Here is an 18,737-nt window from a genome sequence, read left to right on the forward strand (position 1 = left end):
GTACATCTCCATGGCGGACGTTCGTTTATGACGCAGCAACGAGCAGATTGGGCTCATTCGAGACGATAGTCGCGCAGCAGCATTGGTTTGGCCACGTTGGAGCAGGTGGCCCGGAGCCGACCTTGGGGCAGGGGGCTGAATGCTGCGATGCAGTCCGGCAAACGGGCCATTCGCTGCGTTGCCGTGCATTTGATCGACCGAAGTAACGCTCGGCATGATAAAATGGCCATTCGCGGCGGATGCTGCAAGACCCGCTTTTTTCGGTACATTGCGGCTACAGGAACCGCTTGTCGTGCGGATATGTGGATATGGTCTCATAGCCGTCCTCGGTCAGAACGCCCTGGTCCTCAAGCTTGACCATGTGGTCACCGCCAACTTCGCCCACCAGTGCCTCAACGCATAGGGTAAGTCCTGGCTCGAGAATTGCGTCGAAGGCGCCCGGCACGAAGCGGTCGGGATAAGCGATCAATGGCCATTCGTCGCACATGCCCACCCCATGCAGTGGCGACGAGTATTTGAGCTCCTGATACTTAGGTCGAAGCACATGGAGTGACGACGTCAGCTCGTCCATATGTAAGCCAGGCCGGAGCAGCGAAGTGTTATAACGGATATGCTCCACCGCCTCGGCGTAGCTCTCCCGCATGTGTGCTGGAGCCGGGCCATCGCCGATCCACCACGTCCGGCTTAGGTCGGCGCAGATACCGTAGGGGCCGATCAGATCGGTGTCGAAAGCGAGTATCTCGTCTTTGGCGATCTCGCGGGGACCGCATTCCTGGAACCACGGGTTCGTGCGGGGACCAGAGGTCAACAGCCGCGTCTCGATCCATTCGCCACCTCGCTTGATGTTCTCTGCATGCAGCACCGCCCAGACGTCGTTTTCGGTGACACCGCCCCGCGGGATTTCCGTCCGCGCGAAGTCCTCCATCACGGCCATGGCACGTTCGCAGGAATGGACAGCACAGCGCATCGCACGCAGTTCGTGTTCGGTCTTGATGGCACGTGTGCGCTCCGTCACCTCTTCGCCGTCGCGATACTCCAGCCCCGCCGCCCGAAGCGCATCGAGTCCGTGGGGCTGGATTTTGTCGACTCCGATCATCCTGTGACCTGGCGCGTGGGTTTCTAGAAGGTCCGCGACCTCGGCAGCGAAGGCCTTCGCGCCGTCACCAATCCGGTCGCCGCGTGCGAAATAGAACATGTCAGCACCGGACCGCGCCTCGCGCACCAACGGGTTGAACCCGGACAGAAAGGGCGCGTTCTTATAGTCCCAGATGACCATGTAGCCGTCTGCGCAGAGCAGCACCGCCCGGAATGGGTTGTGCGTGTTCCAAAGCTGCATGTTCGTTGTATCGGTTGCATAACGGATATTTAGAGGGTCGAACATGAGAAGACCGCCATAGCCTCTTGCTACGACGGCATCCGTTAGGCGACGGTGCCGCGCCTCGCGCATCAGCTTCAGATCCGGCAGTTGCAACCCTGCCTTTCGCCATTCCTCGAAGGCGAGCGGCGTGGGTCCAATCTCAACGCGGTTGCCGTTATTCTCTGTGCCGTCGCCGAGGCGGCTGCCCTGCGAAGGATCTATCTTGCGCGTTGCGCTGTAGTGAAGGTTCATCTGCTGGCCACCTTGGCAATTTTCCAGAGTCTCAAACAACCCCGCTTCATACCAGTGTAAGTCTGTACCGGCCGGCCATGTGCTCAGTTACGACACCTGATGTCGCGTCTCATACCGCCTCCTCACGAGTGCCTCACGGCCGCATCTAAACGCGGAGCTACCCCCCAACCGGACGTACGAGTGAAAGAGGTGAGCCGCTACAGCAGCTTTCTTTCGGACTTATGGAACTGCCCGGGCACCCGGGTCGCATTCTACGCGGAACAAGATGTTGCAACTGCAGCTTGATCTAGTTGATATCGCCGTTCATGCGCTGCGCAGCATCGGACGGTGCGGGCCCATTGCTGCTTTGGTAGGCATTCCAGCATGTAAAGCGCATGACTGCGGAACACGACAGCGGGCGGCCTTAGGCTGACATTGGGGTAGCGAGCCGTGTGCTGTGTCGCGGTTCTCGAAAACTGTCATTGGCTGCAAAGCAGCGCATTCTGGGAGTAAAAGTGCAGGTTGGCGGGAGAAAGCAGGGAGTACTATTCTTTGATCCTAGACTTCCGACAGTAGTGAGTTGTCTTGAGAGCGAGACAAACATCACACGTTCCGATTCAACCGCTTGAGTCGGGGTTGTTACGCCAAGTGCCGAAGTGGACTAGGTACCGATCTTGAGGAGGGACGGGGAGTAGGCATCCCCATCGACGACTAATGTGGAAGATTTGTTTACGTAGCCACGTGACTTACATCCTTCTCGGGTGAATAGATGTCGAGGATGTTCCAATGACCCGTCGTCGGAGTTGGATTATTTATCATCGGCACGTCCAACACTGTGGGGCGGCCTGAGGCAATTGCAGCTCGCAACCCAGGCAGCAGCTCGTCAGCGGAACTGATGCGAATTCCCTCTGCCCCATAAGCCCGCGCGATTTCGGCATAACTCGGCCCATTTTTTGGAGCCTCGGGAGTGCCCGGGAATGTGGTGCCGTAAGTCAAACCATAATGCGCCTTTTGCAAACCTGCGATGGTGCCAAAAGCATTATTATTCATCACAAGCCAGATAATCGCCAGATCGAGCTCGACCGCCGTTGCCAACATTGACGGGTTTTGCCCAAAGCCGCCATCGCCCACCAGCGAAAGAACAACGCGATCAGGCGCTGCCAGTTTTGCACCAATGGCCGCAGGTGGTCCAAAACCCATCGTCGCAAAACCACCCGGTGTTAGGATGGAACCCGGTGTAAGAATGTCGAATTGTTGACCGACCCCATTCTTGTTCCATCCTACATCCGTGGTGATAATTGCATCGTCCGGCAAGGCTGATCGAGTATCAGCAAGTATGCGCTCAGGCATCATCGGGAAAGCGGAAGAGGTCTGCATCTCTGCGTTGGAGGCGGTGAAACGCTCGCGGAAGGCAGCAATCTCGGCCTTCTTCTCGACGCGATCAAACCCGTCGGGATACATCTCTTTTGCCATGCGGGTCAGGACCCGAAGGGCCGCCTTAGCATCCGCGACAACCCCGATTTCCGTCGGGTAGTTGCGCCCTATCTCTTGCGGCTCGATGTCGATGTGGATCACAGATGTGTCGTTGCCCTCGGTCCCAATATTGAAGGTGAACCCGGGGTACCAGCTGGAACAGTCAGCCTCTTTAAACCGCGTACCGACGGCGAATACCACATCCGCGGCCAGACAGGTTTGGTTTACCAACGCGGTCCCCCAAAAGCCCGTCATTCCCATCACGAGCGGATGGTTGTCGCGGAGCGCACCTTTGCCCATCAACGAATGCGCAACGGGAAGCCCCATATGAGTGGCGAATGCGTCGAGCTCTTCTGATGCTTGCGCCAAAAGGATACCGCCTCCGACATAGGCGACAGGTGTCTTAGCATTTGCGATCTTTTGGACAATTGCGCGGGCTGTCTCATCGTCAATGCTGGGCTTGTTCAGGGCCCTCGTATTCCTAGCGACGCGATCAAAGGTATCAGATGGGATAACTTCACTAAAGATATCCATCGGCACGTTCACCAGAACGGGGCCGGGTTGACCACTTTCAGCCAGGTGGAAAGCTTTCTCCAAGATCTCCGCGATCAAGTCCGCCCGATCGACACGCCAGGCTCGCTTCACGAAGGGCCGATAAATTTCCCATTGTGCCGCATCGGCATGCAAATTGACCTCCTGATGCGGGTGTTTGCCGTAGTAATGAGTAGGTATGTCACCCGCAATCACAACCATTGGGATACAGTCAAGGGCCGCGTTGGCAACACCTGTAGCGCAGTTTGTTAGGCCCGGCGAAAGGTGCGAGAGTACGACCGATGCCCGTCCTGTTACACGCGCATAGGCATCCGCCGCATGACTCGCGATTTGTTCGTGGCGCACCGTTACGAAATCGATTGGGCTTTCAGCGAGAGCTGCCAGAACAGCTATATTGGTATGTCCGCATAGGCCAAAGACATGCTCAACATCCCGTCGCTGCAGGAAATCAACGATGTGCTCTGCAACGGTCTTACCGCTTACTTTTGTGACTGCTTCTTGACCAACCATTATGCCACGTCCCGTCCGTAAAACTCACCGAAGAGCTCTTTCTCAGAGGGGCGATCCTCGGGGATAGGTCGTGCCACCCAAGTGTAGTTCATCATGTGCTTCATAGTGACGTTTTCATTGGTGATGTTGCCGCCCCAGATCCCGCATCCTAGGCTGGACGTCATCGGCATTCCGTTTGTCCATGCGCCCGCATTGGCCTTGGATTGCGGCTGACGTACCATCATCCGGCTCACAGGTGCCACGCGGGCCAGTGCGTCAATATTGGCGTCGCTGTGGCTGTAAATGCCGCATGAATGCCCCTTACCGCCTGTGTTGTAGATGGCGCGCACGGTATCGAGTGCGTCGTTAAAGGTTTCAAAATGATAGAGCGCCATGAGTGTCGTTAGCTTTTCCTTGCTGAACTTGTACTTCGCACCGATCTGGCCCTGATTTTCGACCATCAGAAACTTGCGATCCTCGGGGATCGAAAACCCTGCCACGTCAGCCGCCTGCTGCGGGCGGCATGCAATTGTCGGGAAGGTGCGGTTTCCGCTTTCGTCCCACATCGCGGCCTCGAGCAGCGCCTTCTCCTTGGAACTACAGAGGTATCCACCTTCAGCCTGCAGCGCAGCGACCATTTGATCGTAAATGGATCTCTGAATGATGATGTTGCCATCCGCCGAACAGCCAGACCCGAAGTCAGATGTTTTGGAAATTCGGGTGTTCTGAGCAGCAATCTCAATATCGGCCGTCTCGTCGATTACGATAGAGGAGTTGCCAGCACCGACGCCATACGCAGGGCGACCGGAGGAATAGGCCGCTGTGACCATGGGTTTGCCGCCTGTGGCAAGCGTGAGGTCGCATTCCTCCATCAAATGTTGAGTCATTGGAATCGAGGGGTGACGCACACACTGAAACAGGTCGGCAGGTGCGCCAGCTTCAACACAGGCTTTGCGCATTATTTGCGTCATCTCAAAAGTGGTACCAGCCGTGCGCGGGTGGGGTGAGAAGATCACTGCATTGCGGGCGTTGGCAGAAGAGACCCCTGTGACCGGTGGGGTCATGGCTGGGTTGGTCATTGGGATGAGTGAGGCAATCACTCCTGCTGGTTTGGCGTATTTGACGAGGCCTTTCTCCTCATCCGTTTCGACTATTCCAGTGGAGGGCGTACGCAACACATCGCGCAGGACCATCTGGATTTTGAACCTTTTGGCTGGGCGGCCCGCACGATCCCCGATGCCACTTTCATCAACGCCCTGCTCAGCCAGCCGTGTGAAGGTCTTTTCGTTTCCCGCATACCAAGCGATTGCTTGGCTGAGGCGGTCGAGATCGGCCTGCGTCCAATCTTCGATTTCGGCCATCGCTCCACGGGCGCGAGCAATCATGTCGGCCGCGATTGCGCGGTCCTCTTCAGTAAGCTCTTTGGGCATCAGTTGTGCTTTCGGTCGGTGGAATGGGATAAGTGCGCCGCTGGCTTCTTACAGAGCCAAAGGTGCGTTTGGCGTGGATCAGGCAACGACGGGCGTGCTCTTCGAACCCTAGTTCCGCGACACGGGACTGGTTGGGCAGTTCGATGGAATAATCCACGGGCGGCATCCGTTCGATGATGCCCGCGAAATCAATGCAGCCTTCTCCGGGATACAGCCGCGCATCGCGCGCGAGCTGGATCATGCCCTCACGGGTATCTGCAATGCCGGGCAACGCGTCTGAAATGTGGAGGAAGTTGAGCAGATTTCCGGGAACGTGCAGCAATTCACCAACATCCACTCGGCTGAGATGCAGGTACAGAGTGTCAACAAGGATACCACCATTGGGTTGGTCGGCGGCGCGGACGATGTCCAATGCCTCGTCGAGCGTGCGCAGGCGGCTAAAGCTGGGGAACTCAAGATCGACAGACAAGCCATACAGTGCGGCGATTTCGCAGGTCTCGGCATAGCAATCGACGACGAAGTCACGGTCGTCACGGCTTGTTGTCCATGCGGACATGATCATACGCGTGGCGCCCAATTCTCCGCCAAGCTCAAAGGCACGTTCGAAGGTGCGTGGGTCGCAGTCTTCGGTAACGCGCGCAAGTTCGATGTCGAGCACCTTCAAACCCGTGCTCTGCAGCGCGGTTTTCGTCGCTGACACCATCGCTTTGTCGATGGGACTTTCGCGAAACTCGCCGGGCACGTTCATCTGAATGAAGCGCGGCGATACTGCGTCATATCCCGCGCGCGCAGCGATATAGATCAGTTCCGGCGCTGTGGCATTGATCAGCGTCAGATGAGCAAGCGAATAAAGCGGGGTGCCAGCGTCGTCCGGCATGAGTGAATCACCTTATGATATCCGCAAATAGCATTATCATAATATGTAATCCAAAATCTATGTGATTTTATGTATCGTCATATTTCGGAAAATAGGATGGCGGCATCGGCCCCTTATTTCGGCCTCCTTGCTCCATTTGCTCCCACGCATGGGCAAGGATTCCGACAGATCGCGATAGGCAAAACAGGCCACGCGACAAGGGCGCGGCAAATCCCAACTCGCAAAAGATTACTGCCGTCGCGCCGTCGATGTTCATGGCGATCGGCTTGCGCAAACTGAGGTTGGCCTGCACAGCCTCACCGATCTCTGCGAACTGCCCGTCAACTGTGCCGGCTTGCGCTGCTTCGCGCACCAAGGCCATCAAGCGTGGGGCGCGAGGGTCGACCGGTTTGTGAAAACGGTGACCAAAGCCACTGACGATCTTGCCGTTCACGGCACGCCAAGCATCAAGACCGGTCTCAACTGCCGCCTCCAATGCGTCACCAGCGTCCATGCGTGCGGCAATATCGTAATACAGCTCTGCGCATTGTTCCCCTGCACCGCCATGCACGTCGCCCAACATATTAACGCCAGTGGCCATCGCGTTATTTAGGCCGACGCCACAGGTCGCCGTCATACGGGCAGCAGCAATGGAAGGCGCTTGCGGGCCATGATCGACGCCAGCCACAAGGGCCGCTTCGAGCAATACCGCCTCTTCTGACGAAGGGAGGCGACCAGCAGTCATCAACCAGATCATCTGCGGGAAACTGATTTTGCCGATCAACGTCTCTATTGGGTGACCGCGAAAGGCGATCCGCCCGGGTTCCATATCGATGATGGACGTGTGCCACCAATTGCGTATTGCGTCTGCATCGCTACTCATGCGGCACCGCCTTGTATTTTCAAATGAGTTTGTGCTGCAAGCCGGATCGGTGCGTTGCGGGCGCCATAGCCGGCGTATCGCCCGGTCCGCTGGACAATCTCAAAGAAGAAACCGCCAAAGATGCTGCAGCCATAGAGTTGGAAATAGGCGCCGTGTTCGTCTTGGTCATAGAGAACGTTATGTGCGCGCAGTTGTTCCGTCATAGCATCGCTCAAATCAAAGGCGCTTTGGGTGTCGGCGTAATAGGTCAATGGGATGGCAAGGCGTGTGAAGCCAGCGGAGTGCAGATGATCAGACGTTTCGAAGATATCGTCGCTCGAAAACGCAAGATGCTGCACGCCCGCTCCGGACTGACCCGACACAAACGACCCAGCCAGTGTCGCTGCACCTGCCGCCCCATTGAGGTTTAGTCGAACCTCGCCTTCGGGAGTCGCAAGGGCCTGAGATCGCACGACACCTGAAGGATCGGCAACATTTACAATCGGCTCTTTCGTCATCTCGAAAGTGGTAAGGTAAAAAAGCAGCCAGTTCTGCATCTCATCATATCGCATTGTCTGCGCCACGTGATCTATGCGGCGAAGACCGGCAGGCGGCGGTGGTGCGTTCTGCGGCAAGGGTTCGAATTCGATATCCCAGACGCGGTGCAGATCAGAATTTTCGTCGATGAAGTGGATCACGCCGCCACCAACGCCGCGGATCGCGGGAATTGATAACTCTCCCAAGGCGACATCCTGCGCGAAAGCAGCACTGCCCAGAGCCTCGGCCCGTGCGACTGTTTGGCGGGCGTCACCTACGCGCAAGCCCATGTCGCAGACACAAGGTCCGTGTTGCGCAAAGGCGTCTGCGGCGTGACCGGCCCCGTCGCGATTGATGACGATATTGATCGCCCCCTGCCGCCAAAGCGTCACATCCTTGCTGCGATGCTGGCGCTCCCGGCGGAATGCAAGTGTTTCAAGTACGCCTTCAAGTTCACGTGCGCTTTCCGCGTCAACTGTGAATTCGACAAACTCTACGCCCCGTACGGGCACCTTTTGCGGTAGTCGGGGTGTAGCAGGGCGCAGCAAAGGCTCGGTTTCGGCAGCGTCTGATAAGGCATTGGCGAGTGCGCGGTAGGCGTTCAGAACGCTTGTTTCAGCGTCAACGGCGTTCCCGACAGACCAAGGCCCGTCATAGCCTGCCCTGGCCAGTACGCGTGCAAAGCCACCAAGATTGAGCGTCCCCTGACCAGGCAGCATTGGCTTTTGCGGTCCGTCACACATTGTCACGTGAAAGACCTTTGCCCCGCCGATATCACGCAGTCGCGCCGGACGAGACCTGTCCCCAAGCACCGCGAAGCTGTCGAGCGCTAGACCAATCAGCGGGTCATGCGCATCAGTGATTGCGCGGATCGCTGCATCTTCTGCGCGCCGCGTAGGACGCACCGCAATCCTTATCCCATCAGGGTCGGGGATGACCATGGTTTCCATGCTGTCAAACCCAACAACTAGGCAGCCTGCGCCGAGACTTTTCGCTAGCGCAATCTTCGCATTGATCAGCGAGGCCGCCGCATCGGCGGGCAGGGGTCCAAGCGCTGACACTTGGAGACCAGCCGCAGCGATCGTTGCACGGAGTTCATCAATCGATCCCCCAAACTGGGCAACGTCGGTCAAATCCAGATCGATTGCGTCGAAACCAGCAGCGGAGATCGCCTTCAAACGGTCCTTGAACGGACCTGCCAGTAGACTTGTCGAAATCGACAGCATCAGCCCTGATAGCCTAGCAGTCGCGGCAACCACAGCACCAGATCAGGCGACAACATCATGACGACCAGAGCCCCGACGAGCACGGCAAGGAAAGCCCAGATTTCCGAGATGATTTCGCGTAGCGGAATATCTGTGACAGCATTGATCACGAACAAAAGGATACCATAGGGCGGCGTGATCAAACCGATCATGGAGTTGACGACAACAAGCACGCCGAAATGCACCAGATCGATCCCAAGGGCCTCACATGTCGGAATGAACAAAGGCACGATTACCAGAATGATCGTGGTTGCGTCTAACACGCAGCCAAGGACCAGGATCAGCATGTTGACCATGATGAGGAACATAATCGGGCTGATGTCCGCACCTTGCAGCCATCCTTGAATGGCCTGCGGGATCTGTTCAGTGATCACGATGTAGTTGAGGACAAAAGCCCCGCCGATGACGATCCCAACGGCGGCCGACGAGCGGGCTGAATCCACGAATACCTGATACAGTACCTTGAACGACAGTGATCTGTAGAACAAAGCGGCCAGAAGCAACGCATAGAAAGCAGCGACCGCAGCGGCTTCAGTTGGAGTGGTTACGCCACCATAAATGCCATAGAGCAGGATGACCGGCATCAACAGCGCTGGAAATGCGTTCCCCGTGATGCGGGGCAGTTGCTTAAGCGGAACAGCTTCTTCCACCTCAAACCCGCGCTTATGCGCAAGAAAGCCGTTCATCGCCATCAGGACAACACCCATAATCAACCCCGGCAGGATGCCCGCCAGAAACAGAGCCCCGATTGAAGCATTTGAAATCAAAGCGTAGAGGACCATCGGTATCGAGGGAGGGATAATCGGGCCGATGGTGGCCGAGGCCGCAGTTATGGCCGCGGCATACCCTCGGTTATATTTACCATTCCGGGTCATCATTGAGATTATGATCTTCCCGATACCTGCCGCGTCTGCCACCGCAGAGCCGGACATACCCGAGAAGATGAGTGAAGCGACCACGTTCACATGGCCCATACCACCCTTGAAGCGACCCACGACCGCCACGCAGAAGTTCAGCAACCGGTCGGTGATTGAACCTGCGTTCATAATGTTTGCAGCGACAATGAACAGCGGCACAGCCAAAAGGATCGCACTGCCGTAGAAGCCTTGGAGAATTTTCTCTCCAGCCAACGCCACATCAGCGCCCGAAACACCAAGATACACAATGGCTGCGAGCAGTATCGAATAGCCGATAGGCGTACCGATCCCGGCGAGAAAGAAAAGGGTGACGAGAAGAGAGATCAGCTCAAAGCTCATGATTTCGCCTCTTCAGCGGCGGCTTCCGCCTCAAGCACAATTTCAAGTTCGGTCTTGGGTGGGCCGTTACGAAATGTGTCAATCGCCAGCCACGCATAGCGAACGGCAACGACGATCATGAAGGCACCGTAGACGCTGAAGATCGTGCGCATTGGAATTTTGCTACCCGTGAATGGGTTCCGCACGGTCGAGGTTTTGCGGATCTTCATCCAGTCGATGTAATCAAGTGTGGGCAACAGGGCGTAGAGCATTCCCGCAACGATGGCTACGGCTGAAATCACTGCAAAGATCGCGCGCATCCGGCGGGAAACAGCTAGAAAAACGATGTCGAATTTCACGTGATCCCATTCACGCACCACGAAGGCGCAGCTGAAAAAGATGACCCAAACCCACAGGATCGCGATCAGTTCTAGCGTCCAGCCGAGGGGTTGAATGGCGCCCAAGGCTGGAAAGATCTCTGCCAATCCAAAATAGTTTATGATCTTGGGCGCATAGCGCGTCGCAATCTGCAAAAGGAATGTAAAAAAGATCACGGCCAGCAGTGTGGCCGCGATCGCGTCAGAAATTCGGGAAACCCACCTGAAAAACTTGGACATGGTGGATCTCCTCTTTGGCTCTTAGTTGCCCAGTGCGTTGATGGCGTCGAGGACACCTTCTGGCCAGCTTGCAGCAAACTCGGACCCGACATATTGCGCCTGAACATGCTCGCGGAATGCGGCCGTGTCAGGTGTGTAGACTTCCACGCCGTTCTCTTCGAGGAAAGCGGCTAGGTTGTTTTCCATCTCAAGCTGACGCAGGCGACCAACTGAGGCTGCAGCATCGGCGGCGCGCTGAACGATCAACTGCTGCTCGGGTGAGAGGGAATCGAAGGTTTCCGCGGAGATTGCGATGTAGTTCAGGTCAACCAGGTGGGATGTCAGTGCGATCTGGTTGGTTACTTCATAGAATTTGCGGTCGACGACGGTAGGCAGTGGGTTGTCCTGACCATCGATCGCGCCAGTGGACAGCCCAGTGTAAACCTCGGTGAAGGCCATTGGTGTCGGTGATGCTCCCAACGCTGCGCCGAGGAACTGCCAGGCATCGGTGCCTGGCATGCGCAGGTTCACACCAGCGAGGTCAGCAGGTGTCTGCACATCCAGCTCTTCGCGGGTCTGACGCAGGTTCACGTGGCGACGACCCAGATACATGACGGACAGAAGGCGCACACCGAGCTCGTCTTCAACAGTCTGCTTGAAGGGTTCCATCAGCGGATCGTTAAAGACGCGAACCTGATGCGCCGCATCCTGATGAACATAGCCGGTGGCAAAGATCGAGAACTCGGGGAAAAACTGAGCGAGTTCCTGCGCCGAAGTGATCGACATTTCAAGGTTGCCACGGCTGATGGCGTCAAGCTCTGTGCCCTGGTCGAAAAGCGTTGCGTTGTAGGATGGCTCGTAGGACGCGAACTCAGCAACGGCAGGGCCGAAAACCTCGGCGAGCGCCACGGAACGGGCATCCGTCTCAGAGCCGGATGTGGACATCCGCAGCTGGACGGCGTGGCCATCCGCGAAAGATGCCGCACCAGACAATGTGGTAGCAGCGATCACAGCGGCCATCGCAATGCGGCGAGTTAGTTTGAGTGTCATTTCAGTCCTCCCAGACGTTTTCTGCCCTGACAGGCAGTGTGTGCGGCATATTCAATGCCTGTCTTTCCTCTATTCGCAATACATTTTGCAAAATATCGGATATTTCATTCAGCAGCCGTCGAGCAGTTGCCAGCGGCAGCGCCGATCGTGATCAGTCTTTGTGTTTTTGCTGCCGTCTGGATCGCCTCAACGACCCGTAAGGTTTTAAGACCTTCCTCTCCGGTCACCAGCGGGCTGGCCGCTCCGCGAATGACATCTGCGAAATGGGCGATTTGATTGATCAGCGGATCCGACTGGCTTACCGGCATCGCGGTCGCCTTGATGGGATTCCACCAGCTGGTGTCCCCTTCATGCTGCCAGAGCCGCATGTCAGGGATGCTGAGCGCCCCCTCGGATCCTCCGATCAGATAGCAAGACTCATTGGTGGCCGGGTAGATCGGGTACTCGCGCGAGGTCAGTTCCCAGCTCCAGGGCGATACTATGCTATCCGAAACAGTGATCGTGCATACCGCACCACTTTCGAACCGCAGTACGGCGGCGGCGAGGTCTTCATTCTCAAAACCGCGCATAGACGGAGCCATCTGCGCCTGCACGGTGACAACCTCGCCCAAGAAGTGGCGCATAAGATCAACGTCATGCACAAGGTTCACTGAAATTGGTCCGGCACCAGCCTTTTTGCGCCATGGTGCCACGTCGAAATAATCATCTGGTTTGTAAAACCAGCAGGTTACCTGTGCAGCCCTGACATGACCGATCGCCCCCTGTTTGATCAGCTCAGCCGTTTTTTGGATGATTGGATTGTGGCGTCGATGGTGGCCAACAAGAATTGGAACACTGTTGGCCTTCGCGGATTGGACAAGCGCTTCGGCCGCGTCTGCTGACGCCGCCAATGGTTTTTCAACGAGAACGGGCACACGACGCCTTACGCAGGCCAACCCACCCTCGACATGCAACAATGTCGGTGTGGACAAAATCACGCCATCCACCGTCTCTGCCGCGAACATTGCTTCCAGGGTTTCATAAACCGGTACAGTCTGGTCCGTTGGCCCGGGCTCAACCACTGCGGTCAACACGACCCCGTCGACTTGGGTCATTGCCATGATGTGCCGCTGACCCACAAGGCCCGCCCCAACAACTGCAAGTCTGATTGGCTTCGACATTTGTCGCGTCTCTCCCTGATGCGAGCACGCTATCAGAGTTCACGAGATTCGCAATAATATATGATGTTTTAAATAACGGCCTATTTTATCCTCAGTTGAGAAATATCTGATGATCATGCTATTAGCAGGCAAAAGCGCTAGAAGGCCCTACATGTCACAGTCCACCCCGACCGTTGGATCAAGCACTTACGAACGCATCAAGCATGACATCATCTTTGGTGAGTTAGAGCCGGGTGCAAAGCTGAAGCTTGACGGCCTGCGGGAACGTTACGCAGCCAGCGTTACGACGTTGCGCGAAACACTTAGTCGTTTGGCCAGTGAGGGCTTTGTACAAGCCGCGGAACAACGTGGGTTCTTCGTGCGCCCTGTGTCCGCCGAAGATCTTACAGAAATCGCAGAATTGCGTATCTTGCTTGAATGCTCAGCACTTGAGACATCGATCGCGTCGGGCGATGCAGACTGGGAAGGCAACCTTGTTGCAGCCCATCACAAGCTGCACTTGATTGAGCAAAAGATGCTAAATGGTGAAACGTCGCAGAAAGAACTTTGGAAACGCTACGACTGGGAGTTCCACCAGGCGCTTATTCAGGCCTGCAATTCGCAGAACCTTTTAGCTTTGCATGGCACGATATTTGACAAGTATCTTCGCTATCAGATGCTAGTGCTTACGTATCGTGGAGAAGAGGCTGTGAAAGAACATAAGGATATGTTTGAAGCGGCTTTGGCGCGCGATGCCAAGACCGCTAAAGGTGTCCTCGAGGCGCATATACGGCTGGGGCTGGAACATACATTGGCGGCGATGGAAACGCTCTGAAGAATAGAGTCTCGCTAGATAGGGGACCTAGCGAACTAATGTGCAAATCTTTCGACTCGGGCAATCCTCAGAGCCACTGACGAGACACTGTTCTTGTGTCAGCTTTGGCCATTCCCGGAAAAAGCCACTTTGCTAGGCGAACGACGGCCCGAAGCAGACGTTCACTCAACGGCCAAGATGTTGCAACGCGGCCCGTCAGAGGAGACATTCGCCGCTCCTGCAAATTCTGGTCCGCGTTGAACTCATAAATCGCGGACAAATGGGCCAACTGGATTCTTTTGCCCAAAGCCTGAATTTTTCGCTTCGCGGCAATAGCGAGAGCAGTAGAAGTCAATATTAGCGCTTCGATGCGACTGCGGTGATGCTCAGGGTATTGAGAACAATCGAACATAAAACCTGAACGGATATATTTCTAAAGCAGCCAGCATTCGCCTGTTTTTTTACCGTACGCAGCTAGATAAATGCTTATAAGATGAGAGAATTCTTAAATACGGCGGCTTTCGATAAGCCGCCTAAGGTGAGAGATTTGCAACTGCAGTGGGCACAAAGCCTTTCTCGATTTTTGTGCGCAACGATTTAGTTCCGTCTCCAATTTGATGTCTTTCTTTGCGACTGTCGGTGTTTCATTCCAAAAGCCGTCAGGATCAGCCAAACGGCCAACACCACAACGATCGTGACAACACCCACCGTCAGCCAAAGCAGCAACTGCATAGCCCAATTGGACATCCAATATGCAAAGATCATTTCAGGGCCACAACGTTTGGATAGACTGCTGTGCTCAGTGGTGAGATCAGGCCATCGGTGTCGGCAAAGATCGGCAAGGCGTCAAAAGCGGCTGCCGCCGACTCTGAGGAGAACACGGCAAAGGTAATCCCATTGCCATCCGGGGTCCATGCGACATGACACGACACCACGCCCGGCAGCGCGGCAATGGCATCGCGCTTCTGTTCCAGCTGGCCCCGCAAACGTCCCGGGTCGCTGACCTGCCATGTCGAAATGCGGGTCACCATTGACCAAGCGCGCAAGCGCGGATGCAAACCGGATTGGGTGGCCTTTGCCAAGTCGACGCGTTCGCGAGGTTGATCCCGACCCGGAATGGCGACTGCTGGCCCGGAAAAGGCGCCAGAAGGACCCGCTTTGGTCATGTTAGTTTTCCTCTTTGACAAATGTGCGGTGGCACGAACTGTTCCCATCCCCCCGCAAACGCTGCGAATAGGCAAAGAATGGATGGGCAACAGACCCAGGGCATGAGCAATTTTACCTAAAGGCCGGCTGGTCCGGCCTTAGTTGAATGGCGCTGCCCGCCCATCGAACCGCTTTGCCGCGCGGTCCAGCACGCGCCAACAATGGGCCAAATCTGCGGCGGCGGTGGATTTCATGCGAAACACCCGGCCCTGCGGCGTGGCAGGGGATACCAGCGGTGCGAATTCCGAAAGCGGGTCGTCACTGAACAAGCTGCCGCTGCAATTCACGACGATCGTGCCAGGTGCGACTGGGACCGACCTGCCGCTGCGCAAATGGGCCTGAGGCCTGTCCGGAGTGTCGGTGATTTCGGTCAGATAGTCGCTGTAGGTCGCGGCGAGCCTGGCCTTGATGCGCCTGCATTCATCGACCGACTGCAACCCATAGAGAAGCGCCCCGCTATCAGACGTCAGGTCAGTCGCATAGTTCTGGCGCAGCTGCGCGATCAGTCCGTCATCGTTGTTGCCATCGGAGGTCAGCGCACTGTCGCGGAATAGGCGGGAGGTCAGTTGACCCGCGGTCCAGTGCTTCAGGCCGTTGGGCAGTTATTTGTCGCGATTGATAAAGTTGACGCCACGCCCTTTGAACAGAGACACGTGGCGATTGGCGGCGTCTCTCAGCGTGGCCATCACCGTGTCCATCCCGATTTTGCCGCCACCGACCACGATCACTGCCGCGCCGGGATGCGCTTGCAAGGTTGCACGCAGGTCTTGAGGGATGATCGGGTGCAACGCGGCGCTGCTCAACGGCAAAGGCGTTGCTAAGCGGTAGTTCAGAGCCGGCGCATGGATTGCACGCGAGGCATGAATCGCTACTCGCTATGCCGGATTCTCTTTCGGGTGCAGCTCGATGCGGGCCATGGGGCCTTGTGGCGTGTCCACATCGACGCAGCCCGATGCCGTGGTCGCAAAGCGTAGCGTCACGTCCATCTTGCGGCCCGCACGCGCCAGCGCTTGGCACAGGTTGCTCTGCACCTCATCCCGCGCGGCCAAGTACTGGCGCGACTGGCGCCACTTCCATTCGATGTCGCCCACGGTGAACATCGGGTGCGGCTTATGCAGCCGGCCACTATCATAGGCCGTGTTCCGCATCCCTCCTGGTGCATCCTTCTGATCCACCAACAGCACCCGCGCCCCCGCGGGCAGACAATCGGTCGCCGCATACAGCGCATTCAGTACCGCGATCCCGGCACCGATAACAGTGAGATCCTAGAATACGCCGTCTTGGCCGACGTCAAATGCCAAGTTGTCTTCTGTTTGGTCCAGCATGACCTCGCTGCTCAATGTCCACTCCAGAAGATTTGTGGTGGTACGTCCGGTGCGGCGGTAGGGTAATTTTACCCAAAACCGCCAACAAATTGACCTGTGGTGAACCCACCGTTAGCGTCCCAATAGAGTGTGAGGAGTGAATGGTATGGCGCAGTCACTGTGTGTGTCTGAGGCAAGTGAACTGATCGGGTTAGTTTACGATTCCAGTCTGGAAAAGAATCAATGGTCCAGCCTTGTTGCACGGTTGTTCGCTCTGTGCCCGGGACATGTTGCGGCCGTGGTCACGTTTGAGGACGCGCGCTGGGTGTCCAGCCATGTGCCCACTTTACCGGGAGGGGAACATGGCAAGAAGATCTCCGAATTGATGGAAGACGTCGAGGCCGGTGAAGTGAGCCAGCCTGACGATCTGAACGATACGCTGTTCCGCCGCCAGCCGCTGGAACTTGGCACGCTTTACAGCACCCGCCGAATATTTACAGAGTATGAATTCCGCAACTTCGAAGGCTATAAACAGACGATGGAACCAATTGGCGCGGGCCATTGGACCGGCGCTCATTTTTCAATCTCGGGCGGGCGTCGGGCGGCGATTATGGTGGTTGAAAATGACTTTGTGGACACGCCAAAGGACAACACCCGCGTCGAGGAGGTGATCGAGATCATTGCCCCGCACATGATCCGCGCCAACACCTTCGCGCGGGCGCTCAATATGGCGAAAAGCGTAGCAGAGACCTATTCCGCCTTCATCGACGCCATTGCCCTGCCAATGATCATCGTGACCGCAGAAGGCCGCGTGCAAATGGCGAATGCCATCGGTCAGCAGGTTCTGGAGGGGGGGCAAGTTATCCAAGTCGATGCGCTCAGTGGAACGGCTCGCCTTCCGGACGACCGCGGCAATGCCGCGTTCAAGGCCGCCATCGCAGCCGCTTTGCACGATGGCGGCCCCCATGCGTTCCAGGCCACAATCGAGGACACGGCACTGGCCTTCTGTGTTTGTCCCTATCGACCCGCGCTGTCCTTTGCCACTGACGTGGACAAAAAGCTATTTGACGGACAACTCTTGTTTGCGGTCTTCATCGGCGCGCGGCCGAGCGGCGGCGTCAGTTTGCGGCTGTTGCGCGATGCTTTCGGGTTGACCCTGCGCGAGGCCGAAGTTTGTCGCGGCTTGCTGGAAGGTCAGACCGCGGCCACACTTGCGACCGATATGGACCGGTCTGAAAAGACCATCCGCAACCAGATTCAGTCCGTTCATGAAAAGGTCGGCGTCAACAGCACCCGCGATCTTGTCGACGCGATGTCGGTCTTTCGATCCGTCGGTGCGATGTTTTCCGAGCATTGACCCGCCATACGCGGTTGATCAGTTCAGAGATTTTTTCGCTGTCCTCTTTGAAACGCGGCCAGATTACTTAGTAGATCGATACGGCGCACTGACCGATCCCGTACCCGACGGCATATCGGCCGACTACGAAACTGACGAGCAAATCATAGTCATAGATCAAGAAGGTTTTCCACTTCCTGAACGTTTACGGGCCTGTTTGTACATCCAATAGCTTGCAATCTGCATGATGCGGTGCTTCGAGCAGAAAAACGCCCCAAAGTGTTTGAAAATTCATGCCGTGCGCGTGAGATTCTCTCAGCTTCGTTCTAGCCGCCGTCAACCAACGTCCGCTTAATAACAGGGAGGCGCTTCTCGCACCCACAGCGAAGGTCCGCTTCCCGCCCACCGGTTCCAGGTTCCGAACCCCGACGCACTGCGAACTGAGCTCGCCGTCTGCGGCGAGCATTCCTCCTTCTTCATGAAGAGCTAGGGGACGTCGTCCCCACGCGCGCGCAACGCGATTAGACAGGGCCGTGTCCTCGCCCAAGGGCTGCGCGCCGCACCAAGTCCCTGTCGAATAGTGTTGCACTTGCTACCCCCAACCCTCGCCGGGAGCAGGTTTTCTCAGACGAGCGCCCCAAGGGGCTTCGCTCAAAACCAGCGACCAGAGGGGTGCCTCATGACCGTCAGATACAAGTTGCCCAACGAGCCGCCGGGCTTGGCTGATCAGTGCGTTTCAGCAGCCGCGACAGCGCTGCTTGAGACCTCGGGAACGAGACGCGCGGAGAGGGTAGGGACGTCGAGAATGGTAGTTCGAGCACCACAAAGGAAGGTTTGTTCGACTCTCGACAATGGTGTGGGGCGTCACCGATTTCCGACTCGGGATCCGAGTCTGGCTTGGAGTCGAGTGCTGAAAAAGTCACGCATTCCTGACCCAATCGTCGAGCAATTCCGACCCAACGCATAGTTTCAGATTAGCCGTCGACAGCATCTAAAATGCCCACA

16 protein-coding genes are annotated in these 18,737 nt (G+C 56.6%); 3 read left to right on the forward strand and 13 right to left on the reverse strand.

All coding sequences use genetic code 11. The features are described 5' to 3' along the window. Positions 1–274 precede the first annotated feature (274 nt). From dddP to POI8812_RS05080, 10 genes are all read right to left on the reverse strand, one after another. Positions 275–1,609: a dimethylsulfonioproprionate lyase DddP gene (gene dddP / locus POI8812_RS05035; protein ID WP_108781396.1), complete on the reverse strand. Its 1,335-nt coding sequence runs from the start codon at positions 1,607–1,609 to the stop codon at positions 275–277. Between the two features lie 708 nt (positions 1,610–2,317). Then, positions 2,318–4,123, reverse strand: a complete 1,806-nt coding sequence (locus POI8812_RS05040) for a thiamine pyrophosphate-binding protein (RefSeq protein WP_108781397.1) — start codon at positions 4,121–4,123, stop codon at positions 2,318–2,320. Next, positions 4,123–5,532, reverse strand: a complete 1,410-nt coding sequence (locus tag POI8812_RS05045) for an aldehyde dehydrogenase family protein (RefSeq protein WP_108781398.1) — start codon at positions 5,530–5,532, stop codon at positions 4,123–4,125. The genes POI8812_RS05040 and POI8812_RS05045 overlap by 1 nt, the downstream gene beginning before the upstream one ends. Then, positions 5,513–6,409: a sugar phosphate isomerase/epimerase family protein gene (locus POI8812_RS05050; protein ID WP_108781399.1), complete on the reverse strand. Its 897-nt coding sequence runs from the start codon at positions 6,407–6,409 to the stop codon at positions 5,513–5,515. Before POI8812_RS05050 ends, POI8812_RS05045 begins: the two co-directional genes overlap by 20 nt. 67 nt (positions 6,410–6,476) lie before the next feature. Further along, a complete protein-coding gene (locus tag POI8812_RS05055; RefSeq protein WP_108781400.1) occupies positions 6,477–7,271 on the reverse strand; it encodes a citryl-CoA lyase in 795 nt (264 codons plus the stop codon). Next, positions 7,268–9,013: a bifunctional sugar phosphate isomerase/epimerase/4-hydroxyphenylpyruvate dioxygenase family protein gene (locus POI8812_RS05060; protein WP_108781401.1), complete on the reverse strand. Its 1,746-nt coding sequence runs from the start codon at positions 9,011–9,013 to the stop codon at positions 7,268–7,270. Before POI8812_RS05060 ends, POI8812_RS05055 begins: the two co-directional genes overlap by 4 nt. Continuing rightward, positions 9,013–10,308 (reverse strand): TRAP transporter large permease, encoded by a 1,296-nt coding sequence (locus POI8812_RS05065; protein ID WP_108781402.1) that lies wholly within the window; start codon positions 10,306–10,308, stop codon positions 9,013–9,015. Before POI8812_RS05065 ends, POI8812_RS05060 begins: the two co-directional genes overlap by 1 nt. Further along, positions 10,305–10,904, reverse strand: a complete 600-nt coding sequence (locus tag POI8812_RS05070; protein WP_108781403.1) for a TRAP transporter small permease — start codon at positions 10,902–10,904, stop codon at positions 10,305–10,307. The genes POI8812_RS05065 and POI8812_RS05070 overlap by 4 nt, the downstream gene beginning before the upstream one ends. A 21-nt stretch (positions 10,905–10,925) precedes the next feature. Further along, a complete protein-coding gene (gene dctP / locus POI8812_RS05075) occupies positions 10,926–11,933 on the reverse strand; it encodes a TRAP transporter substrate-binding protein DctP (RefSeq protein ID WP_108781404.1) in 1,008 nt (335 codons plus the stop codon). A gap of 104 nt (positions 11,934–12,037) precedes the next feature. Then, positions 12,038–13,093 (reverse strand): Gfo/Idh/MocA family protein, encoded by a 1,056-nt coding sequence (locus POI8812_RS05080; protein ID WP_108781405.1) that lies wholly within the window; start codon positions 13,091–13,093, stop codon positions 12,038–12,040. Positions 13,094–13,244: 151 nt separating this feature from the next. Between POI8812_RS05080 and POI8812_RS05085 the strand changes: the two genes are divergently transcribed. Beyond that, the gene (locus POI8812_RS05085; RefSeq protein WP_108781406.1) at positions 13,245–13,907 is read left to right on the forward strand and encodes a GntR family transcriptional regulator; all 663 of its coding nucleotides are present in this window, start codon (positions 13,245–13,247) and stop codon (positions 13,905–13,907) included. Positions 13,908–14,647: 740 nt separating this feature from the next. On the opposite strand, the gene POI8812_RS05090 is transcribed toward POI8812_RS05085, so the two are convergent. Then, positions 14,648–15,052: a hypothetical protein gene (locus POI8812_RS05090; RefSeq protein WP_108781407.1), complete on the reverse strand. Its 405-nt coding sequence runs from the start codon at positions 15,050–15,052 to the stop codon at positions 14,648–14,650. A 232-nt stretch (positions 15,053–15,284) separates the two neighbouring features. On the opposite strand from POI8812_RS05090, the gene POI8812_RS17605 reads away from it, so the two are divergent. Continuing rightward, the gene (locus POI8812_RS17605; protein ID WP_162844882.1) at positions 15,285–15,434 is read left to right on the forward strand and encodes a hypothetical protein; all 150 of its coding nucleotides are present in this window, start codon (positions 15,285–15,287) and stop codon (positions 15,432–15,434) included. 260 nt (positions 15,435–15,694) lie between these two features. Here POI8812_RS17605 and POI8812_RS05100 read toward each other — a convergent pair whose 3' ends face one another. Both POI8812_RS05100 and POI8812_RS05105 read right to left on the reverse strand, forming a co-directional pair. Continuing rightward, entirely contained in the window at positions 15,695–15,880 is a 186-nt protein-coding gene (locus POI8812_RS05100; protein WP_108781409.1) for a hypothetical protein, read from the reverse strand. A gap of 87 nt (positions 15,881–15,967) precedes the next feature. Beyond that, positions 15,968–16,267 carry a hypothetical protein gene (locus tag POI8812_RS05105; RefSeq protein WP_162844883.1) on the reverse strand — a complete coding sequence of 100 codons (300 nt, stop codon included), beginning with the start codon at positions 16,265–16,267 and terminating at the stop codon, positions 15,968–15,970. A 295-nt stretch (positions 16,268–16,562) separates the two neighbouring features. Between POI8812_RS05105 and POI8812_RS05110 the strand changes: the two genes are divergently transcribed. After that, entirely contained in the window at positions 16,563–17,753 is a 1,191-nt protein-coding gene (locus tag POI8812_RS05110) for a helix-turn-helix transcriptional regulator (RefSeq protein WP_108781411.1), read from the forward strand. Positions 17,754–18,737: the final 984 nt, after the last annotated feature.

The sequence above is a fragment of the Pontivivens insulae genome (genome assembly GCF_900302495.1).
Taxonomy (GTDB): Bacteria; Pseudomonadota; Alphaproteobacteria; order Rhodobacterales; family Rhodobacteraceae; genus Pontivivens; species Pontivivens insulae.